This window comes from Rhodobacteraceae bacterium IMCC1335, assembly GCA_039640495.1.
GTDB lineage: Bacteria > Pseudomonadota > Alphaproteobacteria > Rhodobacterales > Rhodobacteraceae > Thalassovivens.
In genome coordinates, this window is sequence record CP046864.1 from 3,419,358 (window position 1) to 3,441,703 (window position 22,346).

The 22,346-nt window shown below is 50.4% G+C and carries 18 protein-coding genes, 1 tRNA gene and 1 pseudogene; 10 read left to right on the forward strand and 10 right to left on the reverse strand.

Going from position 1 to position 22,346, the window contains the following annotated elements; translation table 11 throughout:
• Positions 1-21 precede the first annotated feature (21 nt).
• Complete coding sequence (locus tag GN241_16690; protein XAT58858.1) at positions 22-969, reverse strand: diacylglycerol kinase; 948 nt, start codon at positions 967-969, stop codon at positions 22-24.
• Positions 970-1,111: 142 nt separating this feature from the next.
• Between GN241_16690 and GN241_16695 the strand changes: the two genes are divergently transcribed.
• Positions 1,112-3,064 (forward strand): CocE/NonD family hydrolase, encoded by a 1,953-nt coding sequence (locus tag GN241_16695; protein ID XAT59331.1) that lies wholly within the window; start codon positions 1,112-1,114, stop codon positions 3,062-3,064.
• Between the two features lie 23 nt (positions 3,065-3,087).
• Here GN241_16695 and GN241_16700 read toward each other — a convergent pair.
• From GN241_16700 to GN241_16715, 4 genes and pseudogenes are all read right to left on the reverse strand, one after another.
• Positions 3,088-4,712 (reverse strand): annotated as a pseudogene (locus tag GN241_16700) (nickel ABC transporter ATP-binding protein NikE).
• Entirely contained in the window at positions 4,702-5,622 is a 921-nt protein-coding gene (locus GN241_16705) for an ABC transporter permease subunit (GenBank protein ID XAT58859.1), read from the reverse strand. The pseudogene GN241_16700 and the gene GN241_16705 overlap by 11 nt, the downstream one beginning before the upstream one ends.
• Positions 5,619-6,599: an ABC transporter permease subunit gene (locus GN241_16710; protein XAT58860.1), complete on the reverse strand. Its 981-nt coding sequence runs from the start codon at positions 6,597-6,599 to the stop codon at positions 5,619-5,621. The genes GN241_16705 and GN241_16710 overlap by 4 nt, the downstream gene beginning before the upstream one ends.
• A gap of 62 nt (positions 6,600-6,661) precedes the next feature.
• Positions 6,662-8,257 (reverse strand): peptide ABC transporter substrate-binding protein, encoded by a 1,596-nt coding sequence (locus tag GN241_16715; GenBank protein XAT58861.1) that lies wholly within the window; start codon positions 8,255-8,257, stop codon positions 6,662-6,664.
• A 426-nt stretch (positions 8,258-8,683) separates the two neighbouring features.
• Between GN241_16715 and GN241_16720 the strand changes: the two genes are divergently transcribed.
• Together GN241_16720 and GN241_16725 are read left to right on the forward strand one after the other, a co-directional pair.
• A tRNA-Gln gene (locus GN241_16720) sits at positions 8,684-8,758 on the forward strand.
• 116 nt (positions 8,759-8,874) lie between these two features.
• Positions 8,875-9,798, forward strand: coding sequence for a 2-dehydropantoate 2-reductase (locus GN241_16725; GenBank protein XAT58862.1), 924 nt, complete (start codon positions 8,875-8,877; stop codon positions 9,796-9,798).
• Between the two features lie 64 nt (positions 9,799-9,862).
• On the opposite strand, the gene GN241_16730 is transcribed toward GN241_16725, so the two are convergent.
• Positions 9,863-11,089: an AGE family epimerase/isomerase gene (locus GN241_16730; GenBank protein ID XAT58863.1), complete on the reverse strand. Its 1,227-nt coding sequence runs from the start codon at positions 11,087-11,089 to the stop codon at positions 9,863-9,865.
• Positions 11,090-11,428: 339 nt separating this feature from the next.
• On the opposite strand from GN241_16730, the gene GN241_16735 reads away from it, so the two are divergent.
• Positions 11,429-12,568 (forward strand): amidohydrolase, encoded by a 1,140-nt coding sequence (locus GN241_16735; GenBank protein ID XAT58864.1) that lies wholly within the window; start codon positions 11,429-11,431, stop codon positions 12,566-12,568.
• 82 nt (positions 12,569-12,650) lie between these two features.
• Positions 12,651-12,815: a hypothetical protein gene (locus GN241_16740; protein XAT58865.1), complete on the forward strand. Its 165-nt coding sequence runs from the start codon at positions 12,651-12,653 to the stop codon at positions 12,813-12,815.
• 121 nt (positions 12,816-12,936) lie between these two features.
• Here GN241_16740 and GN241_16745 read toward each other — a convergent pair whose 3' ends face one another.
• Positions 12,937-14,580 (reverse strand): tetratricopeptide repeat protein, encoded by a 1,644-nt coding sequence (locus GN241_16745; GenBank protein ID XAT58866.1) that lies wholly within the window; start codon positions 14,578-14,580, stop codon positions 12,937-12,939.
• A 612-nt stretch (positions 14,581-15,192) separates the two neighbouring features.
• Here GN241_16745 and GN241_16750 point away from each other — a divergent pair.
• From GN241_16750 to GN241_16765, 4 genes are all read left to right on the forward strand, one after another.
• A complete protein-coding gene (locus GN241_16750) occupies positions 15,193-16,809 on the forward strand; it encodes a choline dehydrogenase (protein ID XAT58867.1) in 1,617 nt (538 codons plus the stop codon).
• 10 nt (positions 16,810-16,819) lie between these two features.
• Positions 16,820-17,920: a mandelate racemase/muconate lactonizing enzyme family protein gene (locus tag GN241_16755; GenBank protein ID XAT58868.1), complete on the forward strand. Its 1,101-nt coding sequence runs from the start codon at positions 16,820-16,822 to the stop codon at positions 17,918-17,920.
• Positions 17,921-17,956: 36 nt separating this feature from the next.
• Positions 17,957-19,609: a hypothetical protein gene (locus tag GN241_16760; protein XAT58869.1), complete on the forward strand. Its 1,653-nt coding sequence runs from the start codon at positions 17,957-17,959 to the stop codon at positions 19,607-19,609.
• A 585-nt stretch (positions 19,610-20,194) separates the two neighbouring features.
• The gene (locus tag GN241_16765; protein XAT58870.1) at positions 20,195-20,365 is read left to right on the forward strand and encodes a hypothetical protein; all 171 of its coding nucleotides are present in this window, start codon (positions 20,195-20,197) and stop codon (positions 20,363-20,365) included.
• Between the two features lie 3 nt (positions 20,366-20,368).
• Here the strand turns inward: GN241_16765 and GN241_16770 are convergent, their stop codons facing one another.
• Positions 20,369-20,638 (reverse strand): hypothetical protein, encoded by a 270-nt coding sequence (locus GN241_16770; protein XAT58871.1) that lies wholly within the window; start codon positions 20,636-20,638, stop codon positions 20,369-20,371.
• A 211-nt stretch (positions 20,639-20,849) separates the two neighbouring features.
• Here GN241_16770 and GN241_16775 point away from each other — a divergent pair, with 211 nt between their 5' ends.
• Positions 20,850-21,305: a hypothetical protein gene (locus GN241_16775; protein ID XAT58872.1), complete on the forward strand. Its 456-nt coding sequence runs from the start codon at positions 20,850-20,852 to the stop codon at positions 21,303-21,305.
• Between the two features lie 9 nt (positions 21,306-21,314).
• Here the strand turns inward: GN241_16775 and GN241_16780 are convergent, their stop codons facing one another.
• A complete protein-coding gene (locus GN241_16780) occupies positions 21,315-21,737 on the reverse strand; it encodes a hypothetical protein (GenBank protein ID XAT58873.1) in 423 nt (140 codons plus the stop codon).
• A gap of 176 nt (positions 21,738-21,913) precedes the next feature.
• Positions 21,914-22,189 carry a hypothetical protein gene (locus tag GN241_16785; GenBank protein ID XAT58874.1) on the reverse strand — a complete coding sequence of 92 codons (276 nt, stop codon included), beginning with the start codon at positions 22,187-22,189 and terminating at the stop codon, positions 21,914-21,916.
• Positions 22,190-22,346: the final 157 nt, after the last annotated feature.

The following is a 22,346-nucleotide window of genomic DNA, read 5'->3' on the forward strand; positions in this document are numbered from 1 at the left end:
AGCGCTGCCAGCGGCATTTCTTCAAGGCGTTGGAATTAATGGCAAGGCTTTTAGATACTGGGCAATCGCCAATCGGTCCTCGGGGCTCAATTTGGCAAGATTATCCACCACTTTGGCCATAGATCCCCCCACAACATCGAAATCAGGCGTCAAACCGGTTTCAAGGTAATCAGCAATCTCTTCAAGGCTCCACTGCAAAGCCGCAGGCGTAATATTGGGGATACGCCCTTTTCCAGAGGGATTTTCAGCACCTGCCAACCAGTGCGTGGATCTCAGCCCTCCCAATGCATTGCGCGGCGTATGACATTCAGCACAATGACCCAAGGCCTCAACCAGATATCGGCCGCGTTCTTGCCCAGCATCCAATGGGGATTTCATATGCCAATCTGGCGCTGCAACAAATAATTTCCAAAGCCCCACAAGCCGCCTGAAACCAAAGGGAAGTTGCAACTCATGGGGGAGTGATACCGTTTCTACAGCGGGTAGGCCTTGCCAGAACATCCAAAGATCGGAAACATCTTGGAGCGTCATATGCTGGTAGGCGGTATAAGGAAAAGCCGGGAAATAATGCTCCCCCATAGGGGATATTCCGCGGCGCATTGCAGTTTCGAAATCCGTAAAGTTCCAACGGCCGATCCCGAAATTTTGTGACATTGAAATATTTGGCGCCCGAAACACGCCATAGGGCGTGACAAAGCTTTGCCCGCCCCCCAATTGCAATGAAGCCTCGCCGGCCGCGGTTGGTGTGCTATGGCAACTTCCACAGCCAGAGGCATAAAAAACCTTTGCGCCGCGCTCCGCATCGCTTGGCAGCCGCTTTATCTCCGAGCTTTGCACCGCGGGCGGCATCAACAGCACAAGTGCGCCGAAACCTACGATAAAGCCCAAGAGCGCTGATATAAAAACCAGCCGCGTCAGCACAGAAGATGTGACCTTAGGACCATTTTGCCGCTTCCTTTCAACCCGCACCGCGCCCCGATTCTATCAAATCTTAGGCTTTATTCTTGACAAAACCGCGCTTGCATCGCGACAGTCCTGCTACAGCAAATCGACATCTCCAAGACAGGTGAGTGATATGTCACAATTATATGAAATCAAAGAACTGCCGGATATGGAAATTTTCATGCCAGATAGCTGCCGGCTTTCGGCGCGGGTTTGGATGCCCGAAAATGCGCAACAGCATCCGGTGCCCGCTATCTTGGAATTTCTTCCCTATCGAAAACGCGATGGCACAACCGCGCGCGACTGCCTGACTCATCCCTATTTTGCAAAGCATGGCTATGCCTGTATCCGCGTGGATATGCGCGGCAATGGCGATAGCGAAGGCGTGATGGAAGATGAATATACCCAACAAGAACTAGAGGATGCCGTTGCCACTATCAACTGGTTGTCCGCCCAAAACTGGTGCAGCGGCGAGGTGGGAATGATGGGTATCAGCTGGGGCGGCTTCAATGCATTGCAAGTCGCTGCCCTTCAGCCTGAGGCGCTGAAAGCGATCATCACCTTATGCTCGACCGTCGATCGATATGCGGATGATATTCATTACAAAGGGGGCTGTTTGCTGAATGAAAACCTAGGATGGGGCGCCACAATGTGGGCTTATTCTTCGCGTCCGCCCGATCCTGCTTTGATGGGCGATGCCTGGCGTCAACTGTGGCTCGAACGGCTTGAGGCTGAACCGTTTCTGCCCATCACTTGGTTGCGCCATCAAAACCGCGATGACTATTGGAAACATGGCTCAATCTGTGAAAACTATTCTGCGATTAAAGCGGCGACCCTAGCGATAGGGGGTTGGGGCGATGCCTATAAGAATACCGTGTCGCATCTGGTGGAAAATCTGCACGCTCCGGTGAAAGGCATCGTGGGCCCCTGGGTACATAAATATCCGCATTTCGCTGTGCCCGAACCACGGATTGGCTTTTTGCAAGAGGCACTGCGCTGGTGGGATCATTGGTTGAAAAATCGGGATCAAAATATCGAACAAGATCCAGATTACACCGCCTATCTTATGGAGGGCGTGCGCCCAAAAACCTGGTATGAAAGCCGCGCCGGCCATTGGATCGCGGAAACAAATTGGCCCGATAGCTTGCAGCATCACATCTTACATCTGCAATCTGACCATCGCTTGGGTATGAACGCTGCCGACCTGTCAGAAGTGGTAAAATCCCCCCAAACCTGCGGCGCCGCATCCGGGGAATATTGCGCCATCTGGTTGGGCCCAGAAATGCCGGGGGATCAACGCGGCGATGATGCTTTTTCAGCCTGTTTTACGTCAGAGCCCCTGCAAGAGCGGATGGATATTGTCGGGGCCCCTAGGCTTCAGCTGCGCCTGAGCTCTGACAAACCCGCTGCGCAGATCGCGGTACGTTTGAACCATATTCACCCGGATGGCGCGGCAACCCGAATCACCTATGGTGTCTTGAATCTGGCCCACCGAAACGGCCATGAGAAATCCGAGGCCTTAATTCCTGGCGCGGATATAGACATTGAACTGGCTTTGGATCAAATTGCCTATCGCGTGCCCAAGGGCCACGCCATCCGCGTGGCCATTTCAACCAGCTACTGGCCGCTATTATGGCCCGTAGCAGAGGCCGCTGAAATCACCTTGAAAGGCGGAGCTATAGACCTGCCGCTGCGCAAAAGCGGCGATGCAGATGAACGTCAGTTTTTACCACCCGAAACCGCAGACCCTTGGAAGATCGCGCAGTTGCGTACACCAAAAAATAGCCGCCGGCACATCACAAATATGGAAACGGGCGAGGTCACTTTGGAAATCATTGATGATTTTGGCAGCGCCCGCGATCTTGAACATGGCTTAATCCATGGCAGCATCGCGCGTGAATGGTGGATGATCCACCCCGATGATCCACTTTGCGCCAGCGCCCGCACGCATTGGACCTGTGAAAACAGCCGTGAGGGCTGGGTAACGCGCACGGAAACCTTTGCACATATGACATCGGATCTGACGCATTTTCACCTAACCGCACGGTTGGAGGCCTATGAAAATGAAGAATTGATCTTTGAAAAAGACCTATCGGAAAGCCTGCCCCGCGATCTGCGTTAAAACGGCCCTGACCTTGGCATTTTTCAACTTGCAGCCTCGGCCCGTTGCTTTGAGAGATTGGTCAGCCAATCTGGGTCCATTTCAGGCACGGATGACAAAAGTAAATTTGTATAGTCGGGATGCGGCGGCTGGAACACATCGGTTTTTAGGCCTTGTTCGACCACTTCGCCCTGATTCATCACCACCACTTGATCCGCGATGGCTTTCACCGTTGAAATATCATGCGTGATGAACAAATAGGTCAGGCCAAGCTCATCTTGAAGCCGCAGCAACAGCTTTAAAATACCTTCTTGCACGATCTGATCTAAAGCCGAGGTAACTTCATCGCAAATCACAAATTCGGGTTCTGCGGCCAGCGCCCGCGCGATACAAATCCGCTGCTTCTGCCCCCCGATAACTCACCCGGCAGACGCGCTAGAAAGCTTGCATCCAGCTCGATCATCTCAAGCAATTCAACGATACGCGCCTCTTTTTTATCACCGCGCATGCCCAGATAAAACTCCAACGGCCGGCCAATAATATCGCGCACCGTTTGCCGCGGGTTCATCGCCGTATCGGCCATTTGATAAATCATCTGAATACGGCGCTTTTGATCTTTGCTGCGTTCAGACAGTTTTTTGGGAAGAGCCTCGCCATTAAACTCTATGCTGCCTGCAAGCTGAGGCAGCAATCCTGTGATCACCCGCGCCGTTGTTGATTTGCCTGAACCGGATTCGCCCACCACCGCAACGGTTGAACCGCGGGGCACCTCGATATCCACCTGGTGCAAAACCTTTATCGTTCCATAACTGGCGTCGATTCCTTTCAAAGACATCAACGTATCACTGGGTTTCTGGGCTGGTTTCTCCAGCGCCCGCACGGACCAAAGCGATTTTGTATACGCCTCTTTGGGATCGCTTAACATCACCCGCGTGCTCGCCTCTTCCACCTCTTCGCCATAGCGCAGCACTTTGATCACATCCGCCATTTGCGCCACCACGGCCAAATCATGCGTGATGTAAATAGCGGCGGTGTTAAACTCTTCAACAATCGCCCGCATCGAAGACAAAACTTCCACTTGCGTGGTGACGTCCAGCGCCGTTGTCGGTTCGTCAAACACGATCAAATCAGGGCGCGGCGACATCGCCATAGCCGTCATAACGCGCTGCAATTGACCGCCGGAAACCTGATGCGGATATCGATCTCCAATATGATCAGGATCGGGTAAATTTAACGCCGCATATAAGGTTTTCGCGTCTGAATGTGCTTCCTCGCGCGGCTTAATCTTCGCGCGAATGGTCGAGGCGGTTGTTTGCTCAAGTAAGCGATGCGCAGGGTTGAAGGAGGCGGCGGCAGATTGCGCAACATAGGTCATTCGGTTGCCCCAAAGCCCGCGCTTTTCGCTTTCAGCCAGCTGCACAAGATCAGATCCGTCAAAAAGAATTTCACCCCCCGTGATGCGGCATCCCGGCTGGGTATAGCCCATCGCGGCCAGGCCCAAGGTTGACTTGCCCGCCCCGGATTCCCCGATCAGGCCCAGCACCTCACCCCGATGCAGCTTCAGATCAACGCCTTTTACGATGTCATGCCATTTTTCATCTGAAAATCCTTGGATTTCCAAACCCTTTATCTCAAGCAGCACATCGCCTTTTTTGGTTTTATTGCTCATCACGCAGCCCGCTTGTTTTATGCAAGAACCAATCAACCACAAAATTAATCGCCACGGTAAGCAACGCTATCGCTGCGGCTGGCAGCAATGGAGTTAAACCCGCTTTGATATCATATTGGGCGAACATAATTAGTGAGGCGTTTTCGCGCACCATGGATCCCCAATCTGCGGTTGGAGGTTGAATTCCCACCCCTAGAAAAGACAACGCCGCGATGGTGAGAAACACGAAGCAGAACCGCAATCCAAATTCAGCGATCAGAGGCGGCATAATATTGGGCAAGATCTCTCGGCGCATAATCCACCACAGACCCTCACCGCGCAGGCGAGCAGCCTCAACATAATCCATCACCACAACGTTTAAGGACACTGCTCTGGTCAAACGAAACACCCGCGTGCTGTCTAAAACCGCGATAATAAGGATCAAATTGGTAACCGTTGATCCAAAAATGGATAATAAAACCAATGCGAAAATCAGGCTAGGAATGGCCATCAACACATCTACCGCGCGGCTGAGAAATTGATCCAACCAGCTTTGATTGATTGCAGCTGCAAGGCCCAGAGAGCCACCGATTATAAACGCCAGAAGCGTGGTGGCGACAGCAATACCAACTGTATTGCGTGCCCCAAAAATCATCCGTGAGAAGATATCGCGACCAATCTGATCCGTGCCAAAAACATGCTCAGCGCTCCAAGCGGCATAGGGTTCGGGAAAAACCTCGGCCTCTCCATAAGGCGATAAAATCGGCGCGAACATCGCCAATATAATATAACCCAGAATGACGATCATTCCAAAACGGGCTGTCATCGGTGCTTTGCGCAGATCAAGCATCAGGCGTTGCCAAAGCGATCGTTTCTCGCTGACAGCGCTGACCTCACCCAAAGCCGAATATGTATTAGGTTCTTGGCTCATTTTGGATGCAACAATCTTGGGTTGGTTACAATACCGATGATATCGGCAAGCAGGTTTAACAAAATATAAGTTAATGCGAAGATCAACGCACAGCCCTGAACAACCGGGATGTCCCGACTGGCCACGGCATCAACCATCAATTGGCCAATGCCAGGATATACAAACACAACTTCTACCACGACCACCCCAACCACCAAATACGCCAGGTTGAACGCAATCACTGTCGCAATGGGCGCCCAAGCATTTGGCAAAGCATGCTTCAAAATCACTTCGCTTGGAGAGGCCCCCGATAGGCGGGCCATTTGAATATAGGGGCTGGCCAACAGGTTGATGATTGCCGCCCGCGTCATCCGCATCATATGCGCAACGATCACCAAAGTCAGCGTTAATGCAGGCAAAGCCGCCCTGAACAAGCGCTCTCCAAATTGCGTATCGGCATCCACATTCGCGAGCGATGGGAAGATAGGATAGAGCGAAGACAGAAACAAAATCAAAATATACGCCACAAAAAACTCGGGAAACGAGATGGTCGTCAGCGTGACCATATTGACCGAACGATCAAAAAACGAATTGCGATAAAGCGCGGTCGTAATGCCCAAGATTAAGGCCAGTGGCACAGCAATCAACGCCGCCACCGACGCCAAGAATAACGTATTTTGAAGCCGCGGAGCCACCAGATCGATAACTTCGCGCGAGCGGTCAACGCCAGAGGCGTTGCGGCCCGAAAAAGAGGTGCCCAAATCGCCCTGAAGCGCGGCTGCGATCCATTGCCCATAACGTACGATAGCAGGTTGGTCCAACCCCAACTCGCGCCGAAAAGCGGCCACCGTCTCTTCCGTGGCTGCTTGGCCCAGAACCGCTTGTCCGAAATCGCCCGGTAAAAGCTCCATTGAAGAAAAGATGATAATGGAGACAACAAACAACGTGATGAAGCCCATGGCCAGACGCCCGAGGACCGTTTTCAATATAGGATGCAAGATTTCCGTCCTAAAAAGGAATACTCAGGCCAGAAAAATCTGGCCTGAGATTTTGATTATACTTACGCGAACCACCAGCGCTCAACGCATTTTGCGCCATCGCTATCCCAGTTGGCAGCAACATTATCTTCAGTTGCAATCGCTTTGCTATTCGCGCTGACATAGCTGTTGAACAGCGGTACGATCGCGCCGCCATCATCGCTGATAAGGTTCTGACATTCGTAATACAGCTCTCTGCGCTTGTTATCATCAAGCTCGGCGCGGGCCGCTTTAACCAATGCGTTGAACTTCTTGGATCCGTCCGTGCCTTTCCAAGCCGTATCGTTCCATTCCGTGTCATTGGTATAGGCGGCAGAAAACATCCAATCTTCGGTCGGACGACCACCCCAATAGCAGGCACACCAGCCTTTGGCATCGTTGTTCCAAACGTTTGACCAGTAACCGTCTTTAGGCTCGCGCACGACTTCGATTTCGATCCCGGCCTCTGCGGCAGAGTTCGCAATCAATTGTGCTGCATCAACAGCACCTGCGAAGGCAGCATCTGAAGCTGACAAAGGAATTTTGCCCGAATGGCCTGATTTCTTATAATGGAACGCCGCCTTATCTGCATCAAATTCACGCTGTGGCATGTCTGAATTGTGATAACGGTTCGCAGTTGAAATCGGGTGGTCATTGCCCACCGCGCCGTACCCAAGCAACACTTTATCAACCAGCTCTTGACGCTTGATCGAATGTTTCAGCGCCATTCTCAGATCATAATTGTCAAACGGATCTACGCTTAAACGCATTGGGAAAGTGTAATGCGCAGTGCCTGTTTTCTCCATGATGTTGATATTTGGATTGCGCTTGAAAAGATTGATCGTTTTCAGATCAACGCGATCCATCGCATCAATATCGCCATTCATCAAGGCTGTCTGGCGCGCGGTTGGATCGATGATGGAAATCAATTCCACTTCATCAAAATGCGCGCGGCCCTCTTTCCAATAATTCGGGTTGCGCTTCAAAACAGATTTCACACCGGGCTCAAAAGATTGAACGATGTAGCCACCAGTGCCGATACCTGAGGTCATGTCACCGGCGGGGCGAATTGAAATGTGATAATCACTTACGATGAAGGGGAAGTCAGCATTTGGACTTTCCAATTCAAAAATCACCCGATTCTTACCATCGGCTTTCAATGATTTAACCGCAGTCAGCAAGCCTTTTGCTGCAGAGGTCGAATCCTCGCCCATATGGTGGTTGAAAGAAGCAAGCACATCTTCGGATGTCATGGTTTTGCCATTGTGGAATTCAACACCCTGACGCAGGTTGAACACCCAGGTTTGACCATCGGCAGATTCGTAGCTCTCGGCCAACTCTCCAATCAATTGACCATCATTACCAACTTCGGTCAAATGGTTGCCGAATGTATAGCCATTCACAAGCGTGAAGTGATTTTCAGAGGTTCCTGAATCCAACGTGTCCGTGGTTGAGCCATGCGCGATTCCCATTCTGAACAAGCCGCCGCTTTTTGGAGTGGCCGCTTCTGCACGATTGGCCAAGCTCAGAGCAGCTGGGACCGTCAGACCGGTTGCCAACACTGACATCATAAATTTGCGACGATCAATGCTACCGGTCATCAATTTACGCGTTTGTAGATCAATGAACTTATCTTTCATACCTATCTCCCTATCGGTTTTTTTATTGGCTGGTATAGTAAATGTTGCTTGAGCGATAATATCAACCCTTATATTTCAAGTTTGCCTGGAAGCGGCCTAAGCCGACAGGATTTCTGCCCCAGAACTTGAAATTGCCCACACAAAGGCACAAAAACACTCCTCTGATTTATTACATGCGATTCTGTTACCCAGTTGAACGGATCGGCCATCCTGCAACCCACCGGCCTGAGCGCCAGCAGCGCCAGCAGCGGATAAGTCAACAAACAGCGGGTGAAAACCGGCAAAATCAGCAAAGTCGCTTTTCAAAACCTTCTTTCAAGAAAAACGGGGCGTGGGGCCAGCCCACCCCGGATCACCAAGAAAGCGATTCTCCACCGCTTTTTTGCCTTGATCACCGCGCCAGAGCATCGTAAACACCCTCGCAGTTGGGGTGTAGCCAAGCGGTAAGGCAACGCTTTTTGGTAGCGTGTACCGTAGGTTCGAATCCTACCACCCCAGCCACTTTTCCCAAATTTAAAATTGCATCGACTGGCTCGGTAGCACGCTACAGGTTGCCCACTGCTGGCTGTTCTGCTTTATATCGGCGCCATCCGTGCAATTTAAATGAAGGCCTTGAAATGAAAATAGCGACTATGGCAACTGGCGGAATCGGGGGGTATTTGGCGGTAAAGCTTTCGCAGGCGGGCCATCAGATTGCATGCGTTGCGCGCGGGGCGCATTTATCCGCCATACAAACGCAGGGGTTAAAATTGAACAGCCCCCTAGGGCAAGAAGTCATCCGGCCTTGGAAGGTCAGCGAAGATCCCGCCGAGATTGGGCCCGTTGATGCGATTATTTTTGGTGTAAAAGCTGCCGCGCTTGACCAGGCTGCCCAGAAATGCCGACCAATGCTGGGAGAGCACACCGTGGTAATCCCATTTCAAAACGGGGTCACGGCCACCTCCGATTTAATGGGGATCTTGCCCAACCACCATATTGCCAGCGGCGTCGCGCTGATTTCAACCACCATCTCTGAGCCTGGTATCATTACGCAAACTGGCAATGCTGCACGGTTTCTTTTCGCCGAGCGTGACAGTCTTAGATCTGCCCGTATCACGGCCCTTCAAGCCGCCTTCCAGCAGGCGGGCATTGCGGCGCCAGAGACCAAGGATATCACCCACGACCTTTGGATGAAGTTCGTACTGTTCTCGGCCATGTCCGGCATCACCGCAACAGCGCGCTGCACCGTTGGCGATATTTTAGCCTCGCAAGCGTTAGGCAGGCTTTTTTGTCAAGTTATGGAAGAAACCGCCATGATAGGCCGAGCGCATGGCGTGCCTCTCAAGGCTGATTGTGCAGATACGCTTTGGTTACGGGTGCAAGACCTGCCATCGCAAATGCGCGCATCAACGGCAATTGATCTTGAACATGGACGGCCGCTGGAAAGCCCGTGGATCTCTGGCTCGGTGCCAAAGCTGGCCAATCAAGTTGGCTTGCAAGCCCCTTTGAATGCCGCGCTTTATGCATTGTTGAAGCCTTATGAAAACGGCGTTTCAACGTAATCAAAGCGTTTAAAGATAAACGATCTCGGCCGCTCGGCCACGGATCAGAACAGAGCCAGCGTGCTCAAAGCGACGCTTTTGCGCCGCTTTGAAGCGAAATCAAACAGGCTTGCACCGCGTGGTAGAGATCAGGCTTGCCCTCAAAAATAGTTTCGTCGGGCTGTAAGTTCTGATCCAATTCGGCAAACCAACCGCCGCGCGTGTGATCAATCAAATGGGTGGCCGAAAACTGCCAAATCCTGCGATACCAATGCGCAAATTCTACCCGATCACTGACCTGCTGCAACGTGGCGGCAGCTGCGATCCCTTCGGCGCATGGCCACCATAAACATTTGCGCTGCAAGGGCATATTCTGCCAATCCAACGTGTAATAAAACCCACCCTTATCGCGGCACCATCCCGTTTGACAGGCGTTTAGAAACAGCTGCTCAGCCGCCTCAACCAGCCAAGAATGGCGTTTTTCTCCCGCCTGATAAAGTTCGATGAGCAATCGCGACCACTCTAATGCGTGCCCCGGCGTGGTGCCCGCGGGACGAAACATAGGATCACCGGAATATTCCAGATCAACCTCCCAATTTGCATCAAAATGCTCGGGCACCCGCCACTGAGCGCTGCGGGCATGACGATCAATAATCAAATGCGCAATTTCTTCGGCTTTTTGTAAAAACATCGTATCCGTGGTGACGGCGAAGGCGGCGATCAGCGCCTCAGTCAGATGCATATTCGAATTTTGTCCGCGATAGGTGCTTAAAACCTGCCAATCTGCGCTAAACTCTTCGCGGCTGGCGCCCCGCTCTGGCTCCCAAAACCTTTGCTCGATCACCTCGACAATATCGTCAAGCAACCGGTCCGCCAATGGGTGCATCACCGCTTTGGCGGCCGCCGCGGCCAGTAATACGAACGCATGCCCGTAAGCTTGCTTTGCCGGATCTATAACGCCGTCATTGCTCACGGCCCAATAATAGCCCCCATGCTGCGCATCGCGATGTTGTTGCCAGATAAATTCAAGACTCTGATCAATCATCCGCTGGGCGCCAGCAAAGCCAAACCGATGCGCCCAAGAGTAACAATGGACAAAGCGCGTTGCATTATGCAACGGTTGCACCTCTTGCCCTGCACAAGCCGGCCTTAGCGGTTCTCCTGTCCGCCCAAGGGCCCAGAACCCCCCTTTTGGATTTAGCGCTGCAGGGCCGAAAAAGTTAAACAAACGCAGCGCCTGTTCATTTAGCCACGCGTTTGAGGGCTGACCCGTTTCATCTGCAAGAAAGCTCTGTGTTTCATCATTGTGCATGGCGCATCCCCCAACTTTGCCAAATGCATCCGAATTCAGCGGGGCATTTCCTGCATAGTGTCGTATAAACGCTTCCTCCAAAACAAAAAAGTACCAATAAAAACGCGTTCAACCCCAAAACCCACAGCCTCGAAGCGGCGGCAAATCAGGCTAAACCCTTGCAATCGGTGCATCACTTGCACGATCTTTGTCACTGAGCCAATCCACAAAGATTTGCAGTGTTGCGTGATGCTTTTTTACAAGAAATCTGGCATGCCTGCCAATGCAGAACATTGCATTGGCCCTTATTTCTGACAAAGATACGCAACGCGTCGATCCTGCAGAGTAAGGACCCCTTCTATGAACGACTTCCATCAAAAGCTGACCGCCTTTCGGCGCGATCTCCATCGCCATCCAGAGCTGGGTTTTGAAGAAACCCGCACCAAAGCCAAAATAGCAACGGCTTTGCGCGCCTTGGGCCTAATCGTGTCCGAAGGCGTTGGCGTGGTTGGGGTTTTGAACTGTGGAAACGGTACCCGCACGATTGCATTGCGCGCGGATATGGACGCGCTGCCCATTTCCGAAACCAGCGCGCATGAGTACAGCTCTTTAACGCCGGGCGTTATGCATGCCTGCGGCCATGACGGGCATACCACAATGCTGTTGGGCGCGGCTGAACTGTTAAGCCAAAGCCAAGATTTTGACGGCACCGTCATTTTTGTTTTTCAACCAAATGAAGAGCACGGGTTGGGCGCGCGCGCCATGCTGGACGAGGGCTTTAAAGAAATATTTGCGCCCGATGAGATTTATGCAATCCACAACCTTCCCGGGGACCCATTGGCCGAAATTTCAACCCGTATTGGCCAAATTTGTGCAAGCGAAAGCCTGTTTGAAATTCGTGTTACAGGCCAAGGTGGGCATGCCTCAATGCCCCATCTGGGCGTTGATGCAATCACCGTTGCCGCCGAGCTTGTTATGGCGCTGCAAACCATCGTTGCCCGCAAATTACCCCCCGGCGCCGGGGCGGTGGTATCCGTTACCGAAATCTCAAGCGATGGGCAGCGCAATGTTTTACCGGGCACTGCGCTGCTGAAAGGCGATGTCCGCGCGCGCTTGCCACAAGACCGAGACGCGATCAGAAAATTCATGAAGCAAATCACATCTGGACTTGCCGCGACGCATAACGTGCAGATTGATATGGAATTTAACACGGAATTCATCGAAACGATCAACGCCAAGGAACCAACCGACAGCGTGATACGCGTTGCCAATGCGCAGGGGCTCACAAATATTGGGAATCGTCCTGCCATGAGCTTTTCAGAGGATTTTGCGCAATTCAGCGCCGTGATACCGGGTTGCTTTTTTCTTCTTGGCAATGGTACTGATGGGCCACATGGTCAGGCACTACATCGATCGAATTATGATTTCAACGATGCTTTATTGCCCGTTGGGGCCAATTTATGGGCGGCTTTGGTGCGCGATCGGTTGCCCAAAAGATAATATAATTCTCGGCCCCTTCCCTTGAGACATCGCATATTGAAAAACCGCCATGAGGCGCTAGTTTTAGGATAAGGAGAAAAGAATGAAAGCAAGACTGGTCACCTTAACGTTGAGCATTATGCTATTTGCGCCAATCGCCTCGGCAGAACCGGGCGCCTGCCCGGATCATGGAGCAGATCCGACAAAATTCTGCCCCGTTGGATCTGTTTGGGATGAGCGTTCAAAAACCTGCGCGGTCATGGCTTAACCCCTTATCAGATCGAAGCCTTTGCGCTGACAACATGCCAAGCGGCTTTTACATATCACAGAAAACGCTGGCGCTTGGTTATTGGTCGGGTTTGAATTTCTCAAACCATTACATTCACCATTCAAACCGGGTTTGCACCCGCGTAGTCCCAAGATAATTGGCGCTCAATTTCCTGTAGCGCCCGGCCATCTAAATGGCTGTCATCGCAATGAAACCGGCGGTTTGAAAACCCTTCAGACCCACAGGTAAACTTATGCAGATCCACCAAGCCCATATCACTTTGATGCATCTGATAGGCAAGGTTTTGATTAAACAAGTGAACTATATTCGCCACGCTTGCGTTTTCTGCTGCGCTGCTTTTAGACGAATGCAGAGGTGCCGGAACATTCAGAATAAAGATCTGATGTTGCATTTCCAGAGCAAGCCCACACACAAACCGCAGATAGCCTGAAATGGTCTCAGCAATTAAATCTTTCAAATCAATATTACGCGCTTCAGCCACGGCTAAAAACCCTTCATGTAGCCGGCAGTCAATTTCGCCAAAGGACAGCATAACCTTTGAATGCTTTGGCAGATGACGCAATTGAGCGCGGAGAATTTCGGAAAATGCACGTTGCGCCGCGTCAGACAGGTGAAAAACTTTCGTGCCAAAAGAAATCACCGGCTGTACTTTATACGTCTGGCCTTCAAGACGCAGCTTTAAATGGGCGAAACTTAAACAATGGCTTTCTCCCAAATGATAGATCAGACGCGTTTCAGACCCATCCGATTTATTCGACATAAAGCCTTTATTCTGCGCTTCTAGCGCTTGAATCAAATTGTAATAAGCCAAACAAAATATCTGGTCTGCGGCACTTAAAGCGTTAAACGCATTACCTCTTTCAGCCAATTTTAAAGCGCTAAGCTCGGCCTCCACAGATATGCTGTCCTGTCCTATATAAGCGTCAATCAATGCAAGGACACGGGTTTTCACGCCGGAAAAAGGCTGCATGCGTTTTTTGAGTTTCGAAAACTCTCGTCTCTGCCAAGGGCATTGAATTGATAAATTATAAAGATTTGCAAACGCCTCTTCATACTGCGGGTTTAACCGCAAAGCCCGTGCAAAACTCTGAAACGCCTCAGATATCTGACCTGCCTTTAAATAGGCAGCGCCCAGATTGTTAGCCGCTGGTGCAAATTCAGGCTTGAGCGCGATTGATTTTTTATAAATATCAATCGCGGCAGCGGTATCCCCGAGCGCAAAAAACGTATTGGCCATATTATAGAAGGCTTTTGAAAACTGCGGATCCAAATCGGTTGCGGTTCGAAAACTAGTTAACGCTGCCTGATAATTTCCAAGCCGCCCATAGCTTTCACCCAAATTATTATACAGGTTTACATTTTGGGGATCACGCTCCAAAGCATATAAAAAGGTGGTAACGGCGTCGTCAAATGCGCCAAGCCGTGCAAAAGCACTTCCAATAATATTAAATAATGGCGCTGACTCTGGATACCGGCTCGCGATCTGCGCTCTAAGCTCAATAATATTTTGATATTTTTCTTGGCCGTCTAAAAAAGTCAAATGTTTGAGAACAGCGCGGTCACTATCGGGTAGCGAAAGAGGGTGATTGGCGGCGTGACGGAACTTTTTCAGCGCTGTCATCGCCCGCTTATTCTTTGGATAAACGTCTAAAATGTTGCGATAGAGCGCTTCGGCTTCAGAGGGCTTATTCAGCGCTTCTAACTTTTTTGCCGCCTTTAGCGTTCTGTCAACATTCAAACCCATCACCAAGAAATCTGTGCACGCTCTTGGGATTTATTTATATCTACATGAAATAAAAATGAAAGATAATCGCTTAAATAAATCTCTAAAAGAGATTAAAAAATAAAAACGTGATACAAATAAGCAATTTTAATCAATATTTAAAATTTAATTTTTGGGCTGATTGTATTTTTTAGGGCCTATTTAGATACAAAATATAAAACCAAGAAAGTCAAAAGCTTTCAACGTAAACATCATCACGTTTCAGCGTCTTGTTTTTTAATTCTACCACCAACGCGATTTCAAAACGTTCTTTATGGCCAAAATAGGCCTGCAAAAATACTGACGCGCCACGCCAAGACACGCTTTAATAAAAAAACGCCGTTGAGATTGTAAAAGCAGATCATTTGATCAGCGGTGATGAAAGCGCGTCTCTGCGACAATCCCGGCGCTGCTTCTCGTTTTTCAAAGCGATTGTCCAATCTTGCAGCAAATATGGCGGGTTTTAAATATGGCCTCAGCGCTCGAATGAAGAGAGAAAAGCCGTTAATTTCTATTGCAACTGGAGCCGTATTGCGGTCTCAATTCTGAAGCACCGAAACGCAATAAAGACCCGCCACATCCTGTGAGGCCAAAGTGAAACAGTTTGACTTTATAATTATTGGAGCTGGATCTGCGGGCTGTGTTCTGGCAAATAAGCTGAGCAAAAGTGGCAAGCATAAAGTGCTTTTATTAGAGGCTGGGCCGAGCGATAATCGCTTTTGGATCAAAGTGCCAATTGGCTATGGCAAAGTCTTTTATGATCAAAGGGTCAATTGGAAATACACAACCGCGCCCGAACCCCATCTCAATAACCGCAGCATCTATTGGCCAAGGGGCAAAGTGTTGGGCGGATCCAGTTCGATCAATGCGATGGTATATGTGCGCGGCCATCCCAATGATTTCAATGAATGGGGTCAGGTTGCACCAGGTTGGAGTTGGAGCGATGTTGCGCCCGTATTCAAGCGAATGGAGCGCTATGAAGCCGCGCAAGACCCTTTGCGCGGCACAAACGGCCCCTTAAGTATAACAGATGTGTCAACGAAGGTGCATCCTTTAACAAAAGCCTATCTAAAGGCAGCGGATCAGGCCGGTATTGGCCTAAATCCAGATTATAACGCTCAAACCATGGAGGGGGCGACTTTATATCAAATAACCACCAACCAGGGTCGGCGGGCGTCAAGCGCGCAAGCCTATTTGCGACCAGCGCTGAAGCGTAAAAACCTTGTCGTGGAAACCGGTGCTTATGTCCAAAAATTATGTTTTGAAGGCACGCGGGCGTCGGGGGTGCATTATCATCACCGCGGCGAAACAAAAGCAGCGCATTGTGCCGCCGAAGTGATCCTGGCCGCGGGCGCTATCAACACACCGCATCTTTTGCAGCTTTCGGGGATTGGGCCAGCTGCACTTTTGCGTGCCCAAAACATCGAGGTTCGCTCGGATTCGCCGCAGGTTGGTCAAAATTTGAGTGACCATTTGGGAATGGATCTCACTTTCAAAGCCTCACGTCCAAGCTTAAACCAAACGCTGGGCCCTTGGCCTAAAAAATTGATGGTTGGACTGCAATATCTCTTGTTCCGCGAAGGACCTTTATCACTTAGCCTCAACCAAGGCGGGGGTTTTACGCATAGTGAGGGCGCGTCAGCACCGCCGGATTTGCAACTGTATTTTTCTCCTTTAAGCTACACGCGGGCCCCCGCAGGCACACGCCCCCTGATGCGCCCCGATCCCTTTGCCGGTTTTAATTTGGGCTTCAATCCTTGCAAACCAACAAGCCTTGGTTCTGTGACGCTGGCCTCACCCGATCCTTATTCGGCGCCATTATTGCGGGGAAATTACCTTGACACCGCCTATGATCGCGATTTGATGATCAAAGGGGTCCGCTTAATGCGTAAAATTGCAGGCACGCCAGCGATGAAAGAGATGATCGAGCGTGAAATATCTCCCGGATTGCCCTGCGAGAGCGATGAGGAAATTTTAGAATTCGCCAGAGCCGACAGTTGGACGGTGTTTCATCAATGTGGCACTTGCAAGATGGGCCAAGACCCCAAGCAAAGCGTGGTCGATCCGCGCCTGCGCGTACATGGTATTCAAGGGCTTAGAGTGGCCGATGCATCAATTTTTCCGACCATTCCCAGCGGCAATACAAACGCGCCAGCGATTATGGTGGGTGAAAAAGCCTCGGATTTGATTTTACAAGACACGGGCAATTGAAAGGGCTCTTATGAAGATTACCGCTATAGAAAGCTTTTGCAACGAATTCGTCGGCTTCGTGCGAGTCACGGTTGAAGACGGATCACAAGGCTGGGGCCAGCTTTCAACCTATCACTCGGATATCTCAGCGCAGGTGCTTCACCGCCAAGTTGCGCCTTGGGCTTTGGGCCATGATGAGACCGATTTAGACAATCTGCTCGACCTGATCACCGAGCGCGAGCATAAATTTCCCGGATCTTATTTACGCCGTGCCATGGGCGGGCTTGATACAGCAATTTGGGATTTACGCGGCAAACAGCAAGGCAAACCAGTTTGCGAAATTTTAGGCGGAACGGCCGGACCTTTGCGCGCATATGCCTCATCAATGAAGCGCGATATTACACCTCAGCAAGAAGCAGACCGGTTCAAAAAACTGCACGATGAAAAGGGCTTTGATGCTTTTAAAATGCGTGCCGGCTCAGAAGTTGGGCGCAATCAAGATGAATGGGCCGGGCGCACGGAAGAAATCATCCCAACCATGCGCCGCGCTTTGGGGCCTGATGTTGATTTGTTGATAGATGCCAATAGCTGCTATACGCCTGCGCGGGCGATTGAAATTGGCCATCTACTGCAAGAGAACGGGTTTTGCCATTTCGAAGAACCATGTCCCTATTGGGAACTTGAGCAAACCCAAGAAGTGACCCGCGCCTTGGAACTTGACGTAACGGGCGGCGAACAAGATTGCGATTTGCCAACATGGCAGCGCATGATTGATATGAAAGCGGTCGATATCCTACAGCCAGATATTCTTTATCTGGGAGGTATGTGCCGCAGTTTACGGGTGGTTGAAATGGCCAAAAAGGCTGCATTGCCGATCACCCCGCATTGCGCCAACCTTTCTTTGGTCACCTTATTCACAATGCATTTGCTGCGCGCTATCCCAAATGCCGGAAAATATCTCGAATTCTCGATCGAAGGGGCGGATTATTATCCTTGGCAAGAAAACCTGTTTTTGGAAAACCTGTTCGAAATCGAGGATGGACAGGCCCGTGTCAGCGAAGCACCCGGTTGGGGCTGTACGGTCAACCCCGAATGGCTGGCGCGCTCAATTTATCAGAAATCGGAACTATAGTCTCTCTTCCCGCGTCGCGATTAGGGATAAAGCACCATGCACTATTATGATCTAGGAACTTATGAATGCGCGATAAGCACTCAGTCAGATCAAGCGCAGCTTTGGTTCAACCGGGGCTTAAACTGGCTGTTCGGCTATAATCATCAAGAAGCCATCGCCTGTTTTCAACGGGTAATTGATGCAGATGCGAATTGCGCCATGGCCTATTGGGGTATCGCTTACGCCGCGGGGCCAAACTACAATATGCCCTGGGCGCTTTACGACGCCGCGAGCAAGTCTAAAGCCTTGCAGATGGCTTTTGACGCGACACAAACCGCGCTAGAGCTCAGCGCTCAGACAACACCGCTTGAGCAAGCCTTAATCGCTGCGCTCAAGGCGCGTTACCCCAAGCGCATTATCGACGCCAATATGGCAGAATGGGACCGCAACTTTGCGCAGGTGATGCGTTTGGCCTTTAACGCGCATAGCCATTCGCTGGATATGCTAAGCATTTATGTAGAAGCTCTTTTAAATTGCACGCCGTGGAAAATGTGGAAGATTAGCACAGGAACGCCCGCCGCGGGCGCTTATACACTTGACGCTATGGAGCAGCTCGAACGCGCTTTTGCAACCAAGCCCGGCGCCATGCAACATCCCGGATTGCTGCATTTGTATATTCACCTGATGGAAATGTCGCCCTTTCCTGAACGCGCGCTCAAAGCGGCAGAAGCCCTGCGCAATCTAGTGCCCGATGCCGGTCACCTGATCCATATGCCAACGCATATTGATTTGCTTTGCGGGGATTATCAAAATGTTGTTCGATGGAACAGCGCCGCTGTTGCCGCCGATCTGAAATACTATGAACGCGAAGGCGCGTATAATATTTACACGGGATATCGCCAGCATAACTACCATTTCATAATCTATGGCGCGATGTTTTTAGGGCAATATGCCCCGGCTGTGAAAGCTGCGCGCGAGATGTGGGACACAACTCCTGAGGCAATGCTGCGCGTGCAAACGCCGCCAATGGCGGATTATTTCGAAAGCTATCTTTCGATGGAGCCTCATATTTTAATTCGATTTGGAAAATGGAAAGACGCCATCGACCTTCCATTACCCGAAGATCAAAGCCTGTATTGCAGCCTCACCGCATTGGTGCATTACGCCCGCGCGCTTGGGCATGCTGCGTTGAAAGATGTGGCATCGGCGAAACAGGAAGAACAGCTTTTCCTGAAGGCCGCGCAGCGGGTTCCAGAAAGCCGGCGTTTGCATAACAATAAGGTTATCGATTTGTTGGCCATCGCCAAATCTATGCTAGCAGGGGAAATAAGCTATCGCGAGGGGCAGTTTGAAAATGCATTCTCCTGCCTGCGCAACGCCATCACCCTAGAAGATAACCTGCCCTATGATGAGCCATGGGGATGGATGCAGCCCACCCGGCACGCGCTTGGGGCCTTGCTGGTTGAGCAGGGCCAGTTGCGCGCGGCAGAACAGATTTATCGCGAAGATCTTGGATTGTCGACGGGGCTAAGCCGCGCCAGTATTCACCCGAACAATATTTGGAGCCTGAAAGGGCTTTATGACTGCCTGAACGCGCGTGATGAAACTGTTGAAATTAAACATGTGAAAGCCAATTTGGACTTAGCGCAGGCCCGCGCTGATCATATCGTGAAAGCATCTTGCGCCTGCGCGCTGTCAAAACAGGCTTGATTTATGCGCCATACGCATAAGGCACGAGGCCGCAAAAACTTCTTACAGCACAATCTTGAAGCAAACAGGCTTTGCCCGCGTTTTAAAATCGGTTTGAGCGGCTTTGTTTGCCAATTCTACAGCGAGGATAGGCGCTGGCGTTGCCATCTGCGCAATGAGTGAGTAGCCTTACGGTCATTCTGTTAATCCAAAACCTACGAAATGTTTGAAAAGCCCGTGCTTTTTCAAAAACTTCACCCCACCATCAGATACTGAAATGGCCGTAATCGTGTTGTCGCTTACATATTGCCCAAATTAGAGACCTATTTAACGCCGCTATTTTAAAAAAATCCTGTAAAAATATGAAAATTCTCAAAGGTTTCTGATCCAAATCCAACCTTGCAGCGTATTTGTTTTAAATCTTTGTTCTCCCTAACAAGATTTGTAGACTGGCTGAGCCTTTGGGCTCAGCTTTTTTTTATTCTGCCCTTTAAAATGTCGGCCGTTTACGGTTGCACCTGCGTTGTCGCTGCCTGCCTGCAGATTTTTACTAAACACTGAAGGGTGCTGGCCGTATTTCACTTTGAATCAAGTGGAGCAAAGCAAATGTCGGATAGCGATAAGACACTGATCAATATACTTTGGGACGGTGCGCGCCTTGAAAAGCAGTTTGACGAGAATCCCTATAGTTTAAGCGCATCGCAATTGAATATTCTGCAGATGCGCAAGAAATTTTGGCAGACATTTGATCCACAAAGAGAGGTGAGCCTGCAATAAAGCTCAGAGATCGCCGCAAAGCAAAGCGACGTCTTTCTGCTTCAAAATTTGGCTCTTTTTGCCTAAATAAGAACCCCAAGTGGTCACACAGAACGGCACGCAATAGGTTAGGAAAACCTTAAGGAGTGGTGGAAATTGACCCGCTACTATGACATCGCCATGATTGATCGCGGTTAAGATCGTACCCACAACGCAGGCCGTCAAAAAGGCTTTCTTTGGCGTTCCATTGCTAAACGCAATATCGCGAAACCGTGTGCTATGTTCTTTGGCCACTCTACCACCTCATTGTTCGGATAAGTTTAGCATAAATGCATGCGCAATGAAAGGCAGCTTAGCTTGACCGCGGATAAATGATCCTCAGCGCTCAATCAGAGCCCTGCGCTGGCCTGCAAAAACGATCGCATCCCAGTCTTGTAATGAAGACTGTTCTTATAGAATTTTGAGGCTAAACTAGTCCAAGCAATTTAAGTAAGGAACCCCGGCTATGATGCGGATATTTCTGACTGGTCTGATTTTAATGATGGCACCTGTGCTGCATGCCGGTGAACAGCGCCCCTGTAGCATTATGTTGAAATTCGGCCATGATAAATTTGGCCCCGTTGCACTGTACAATTTAACCCTGCAAACAACCAACCGCACTGGGCGGGATGTCTCCGCAGTTTCCGCATTGTTTTTCAATAGCGACGGGCAATTGCTGGGCAATACCGAATTGTCTTGCATAGGTTCAAATGGGCCGCTAGGGGCAGGCAGTACCGGTGAATGCTCAAAGTTGATGCAAACAATTGACGGAAAAATGATGGAAAAATTTGGCACCGAAACATGGACGGCGGTGGTCAATACCCAACTTGATCAGCTTAACAGTATTCGCCAATGTGAAGTGATTGGGTTTCGCTATTCTGAAAAGCGTAAAGGCGATAAAATAACAAATTCGGGAAATTAACTTAGGTATTTAAAGCACATCACGCTGCGCTTTTACCGCTTCAAATTTTTTTTCGCGCTGCACTTCATGCGGCAAATCCGCCAGTTCGCGAAGTGATTTAAACATCGCTTGGCCAGTTTTTTGGCCGCTGTCCATCCGCAACCCGCCAATATCCAGAATAACCAAATCCGCTGATTTTCGATCAATCTCTAAAAACGCTGCGCTCAACTCTCCCAGAGTGGAGCCAAGCGCAGAGAGTTTGCACAGCACCAACTTATCCCCCTTGCGCAAAGCATTCAGTGCAAGGCGCAATTGCCCGCGCAGATCCTGAGCTGCGGTTTGTTCTTGATAGATGTGCTCTTCTAAACACCCGTAATTTAAGAGCATCGCAACCTGTTCTTCCGCCTCCAATTGCGATTGAAATAAAGCAATTCTAGAATATCCAATGATCATGAGTGCACCTTTTGTAGCCTCGCAACTTATACGGCGTTTGATCCGCGCTGTTTAGGCATTTCTCAATGAGAGACGGACAGAGGCGATCCTGCTGGCTTAACTGCGGTGGGCGCGAATTTGCCCGCAACATGCGCCACTGGCGCGCAAGCTTAAAGGGGCATCATCCATTGAAAGGGCTAAAGCGGTGACCGCTCTGGCTTCCGCTCGACAACGGCGTCTTGCAGGTCGGCGTCTTGCTGAGAATCGCCTTGACGCGCATCGGCAAGTTTTTGTTGTGCCAATACGCGCGCGGCGCGGCTTATTTCAACCAGCACGCTGGATTCTTGTTTTAAACTCTCAGACTTTTCAACAATCGTGTTTGCAACGCGAGCGTCTTGGATGCGCGCTTGGCTTTCTTGAGAAGCTTGTTGTTGCGCATATGCGCCCGCCGCTATTGCATTGATCGTGCTCATTTCCACCCCTCGTGATGTACCAGTGGGCTATCTCACCCCTTAAATCCAGTATGATCTTGCTACGTTTTGAGAGGAAATAGGTCGACAACACAAAAAGTCTACGTAGCTATACGCATTGCGCAGCCAATAAAGGCGACCTGCTGCCCATTTTTTGGCC

What these genes read in the sequence shown, in the direction of transcription:
- GN241_16695 (XAT59331.1), top strand. Translation starts at nt 1,112, where the DNA reads ATGGAAATTTTCATGCCAGATAGCTGCCGGCTTTCGGCGCGGGTTTGG.
- GN241_16705 (XAT58859.1), bottom strand. Translation starts at nt 5,622, where the DNA reads ATGAGCCAAGAACCTAATACATATTCGGCTTTGGGTGAGGTCAGCGCT.
- GN241_16715 (XAT58861.1), bottom strand. Translation starts at nt 8,257, where the DNA reads ATGAAAGATAAGTTCATTGATCTACAAACGCGTAAATTGATGACCGGT.
- GN241_16725 (XAT58862.1), top strand. Translation starts at nt 8,875, where the DNA reads ATGAAAATAGCGACTATGGCAACTGGCGGAATCGGGGGGTATTTGGCG.
- GN241_16730 (XAT58863.1), bottom strand. Translation starts at nt 11,089, where the DNA reads ATGCACAATGATGAAACACAGAGCTTTCTTGCAGATGAAACGGGTCAG.
- GN241_16735 (XAT58864.1), top strand. Translation starts at nt 11,429, where the DNA reads ATGAACGACTTCCATCAAAAGCTGACCGCCTTTCGGCGCGATCTCCAT.
- GN241_16740 (XAT58865.1), top strand. Translation starts at nt 12,651, where the DNA reads ATGAAAGCAAGACTGGTCACCTTAACGTTGAGCATTATGCTATTTGCG.
- GN241_16745 (XAT58866.1), bottom strand. Translation starts at nt 14,580, where the DNA reads ATGGGTTTGAATGTTGACAGAACGCTAAAGGCGGCAAAAAAGTTAGAA.
- GN241_16755 (XAT58868.1), top strand. Translation starts at nt 16,820, where the DNA reads ATGAAGATTACCGCTATAGAAAGCTTTTGCAACGAATTCGTCGGCTTC.
- GN241_16760 (XAT58869.1), top strand. Translation starts at nt 17,957, where the DNA reads ATGCACTATTATGATCTAGGAACTTATGAATGCGCGATAAGCACTCAG.
- GN241_16765 (XAT58870.1), top strand. Translation starts at nt 20,195, where the DNA reads ATGTCGGATAGCGATAAGACACTGATCAATATACTTTGGGACGGTGCG.
- GN241_16775 (XAT58872.1), top strand. Translation starts at nt 20,850, where the DNA reads ATGATGCGGATATTTCTGACTGGTCTGATTTTAATGATGGCACCTGTG.
- GN241_16780 (XAT58873.1), bottom strand. Translation starts at nt 21,737, where the DNA reads ATGATCATTGGATATTCTAGAATTGCTTTATTTCAATCGCAATTGGAG.
- GN241_16785 (XAT58874.1), bottom strand. Translation starts at nt 22,189, where the DNA reads ATGAGCACGATCAATGCAATAGCGGCGGGCGCATATGCGCAACAACAA.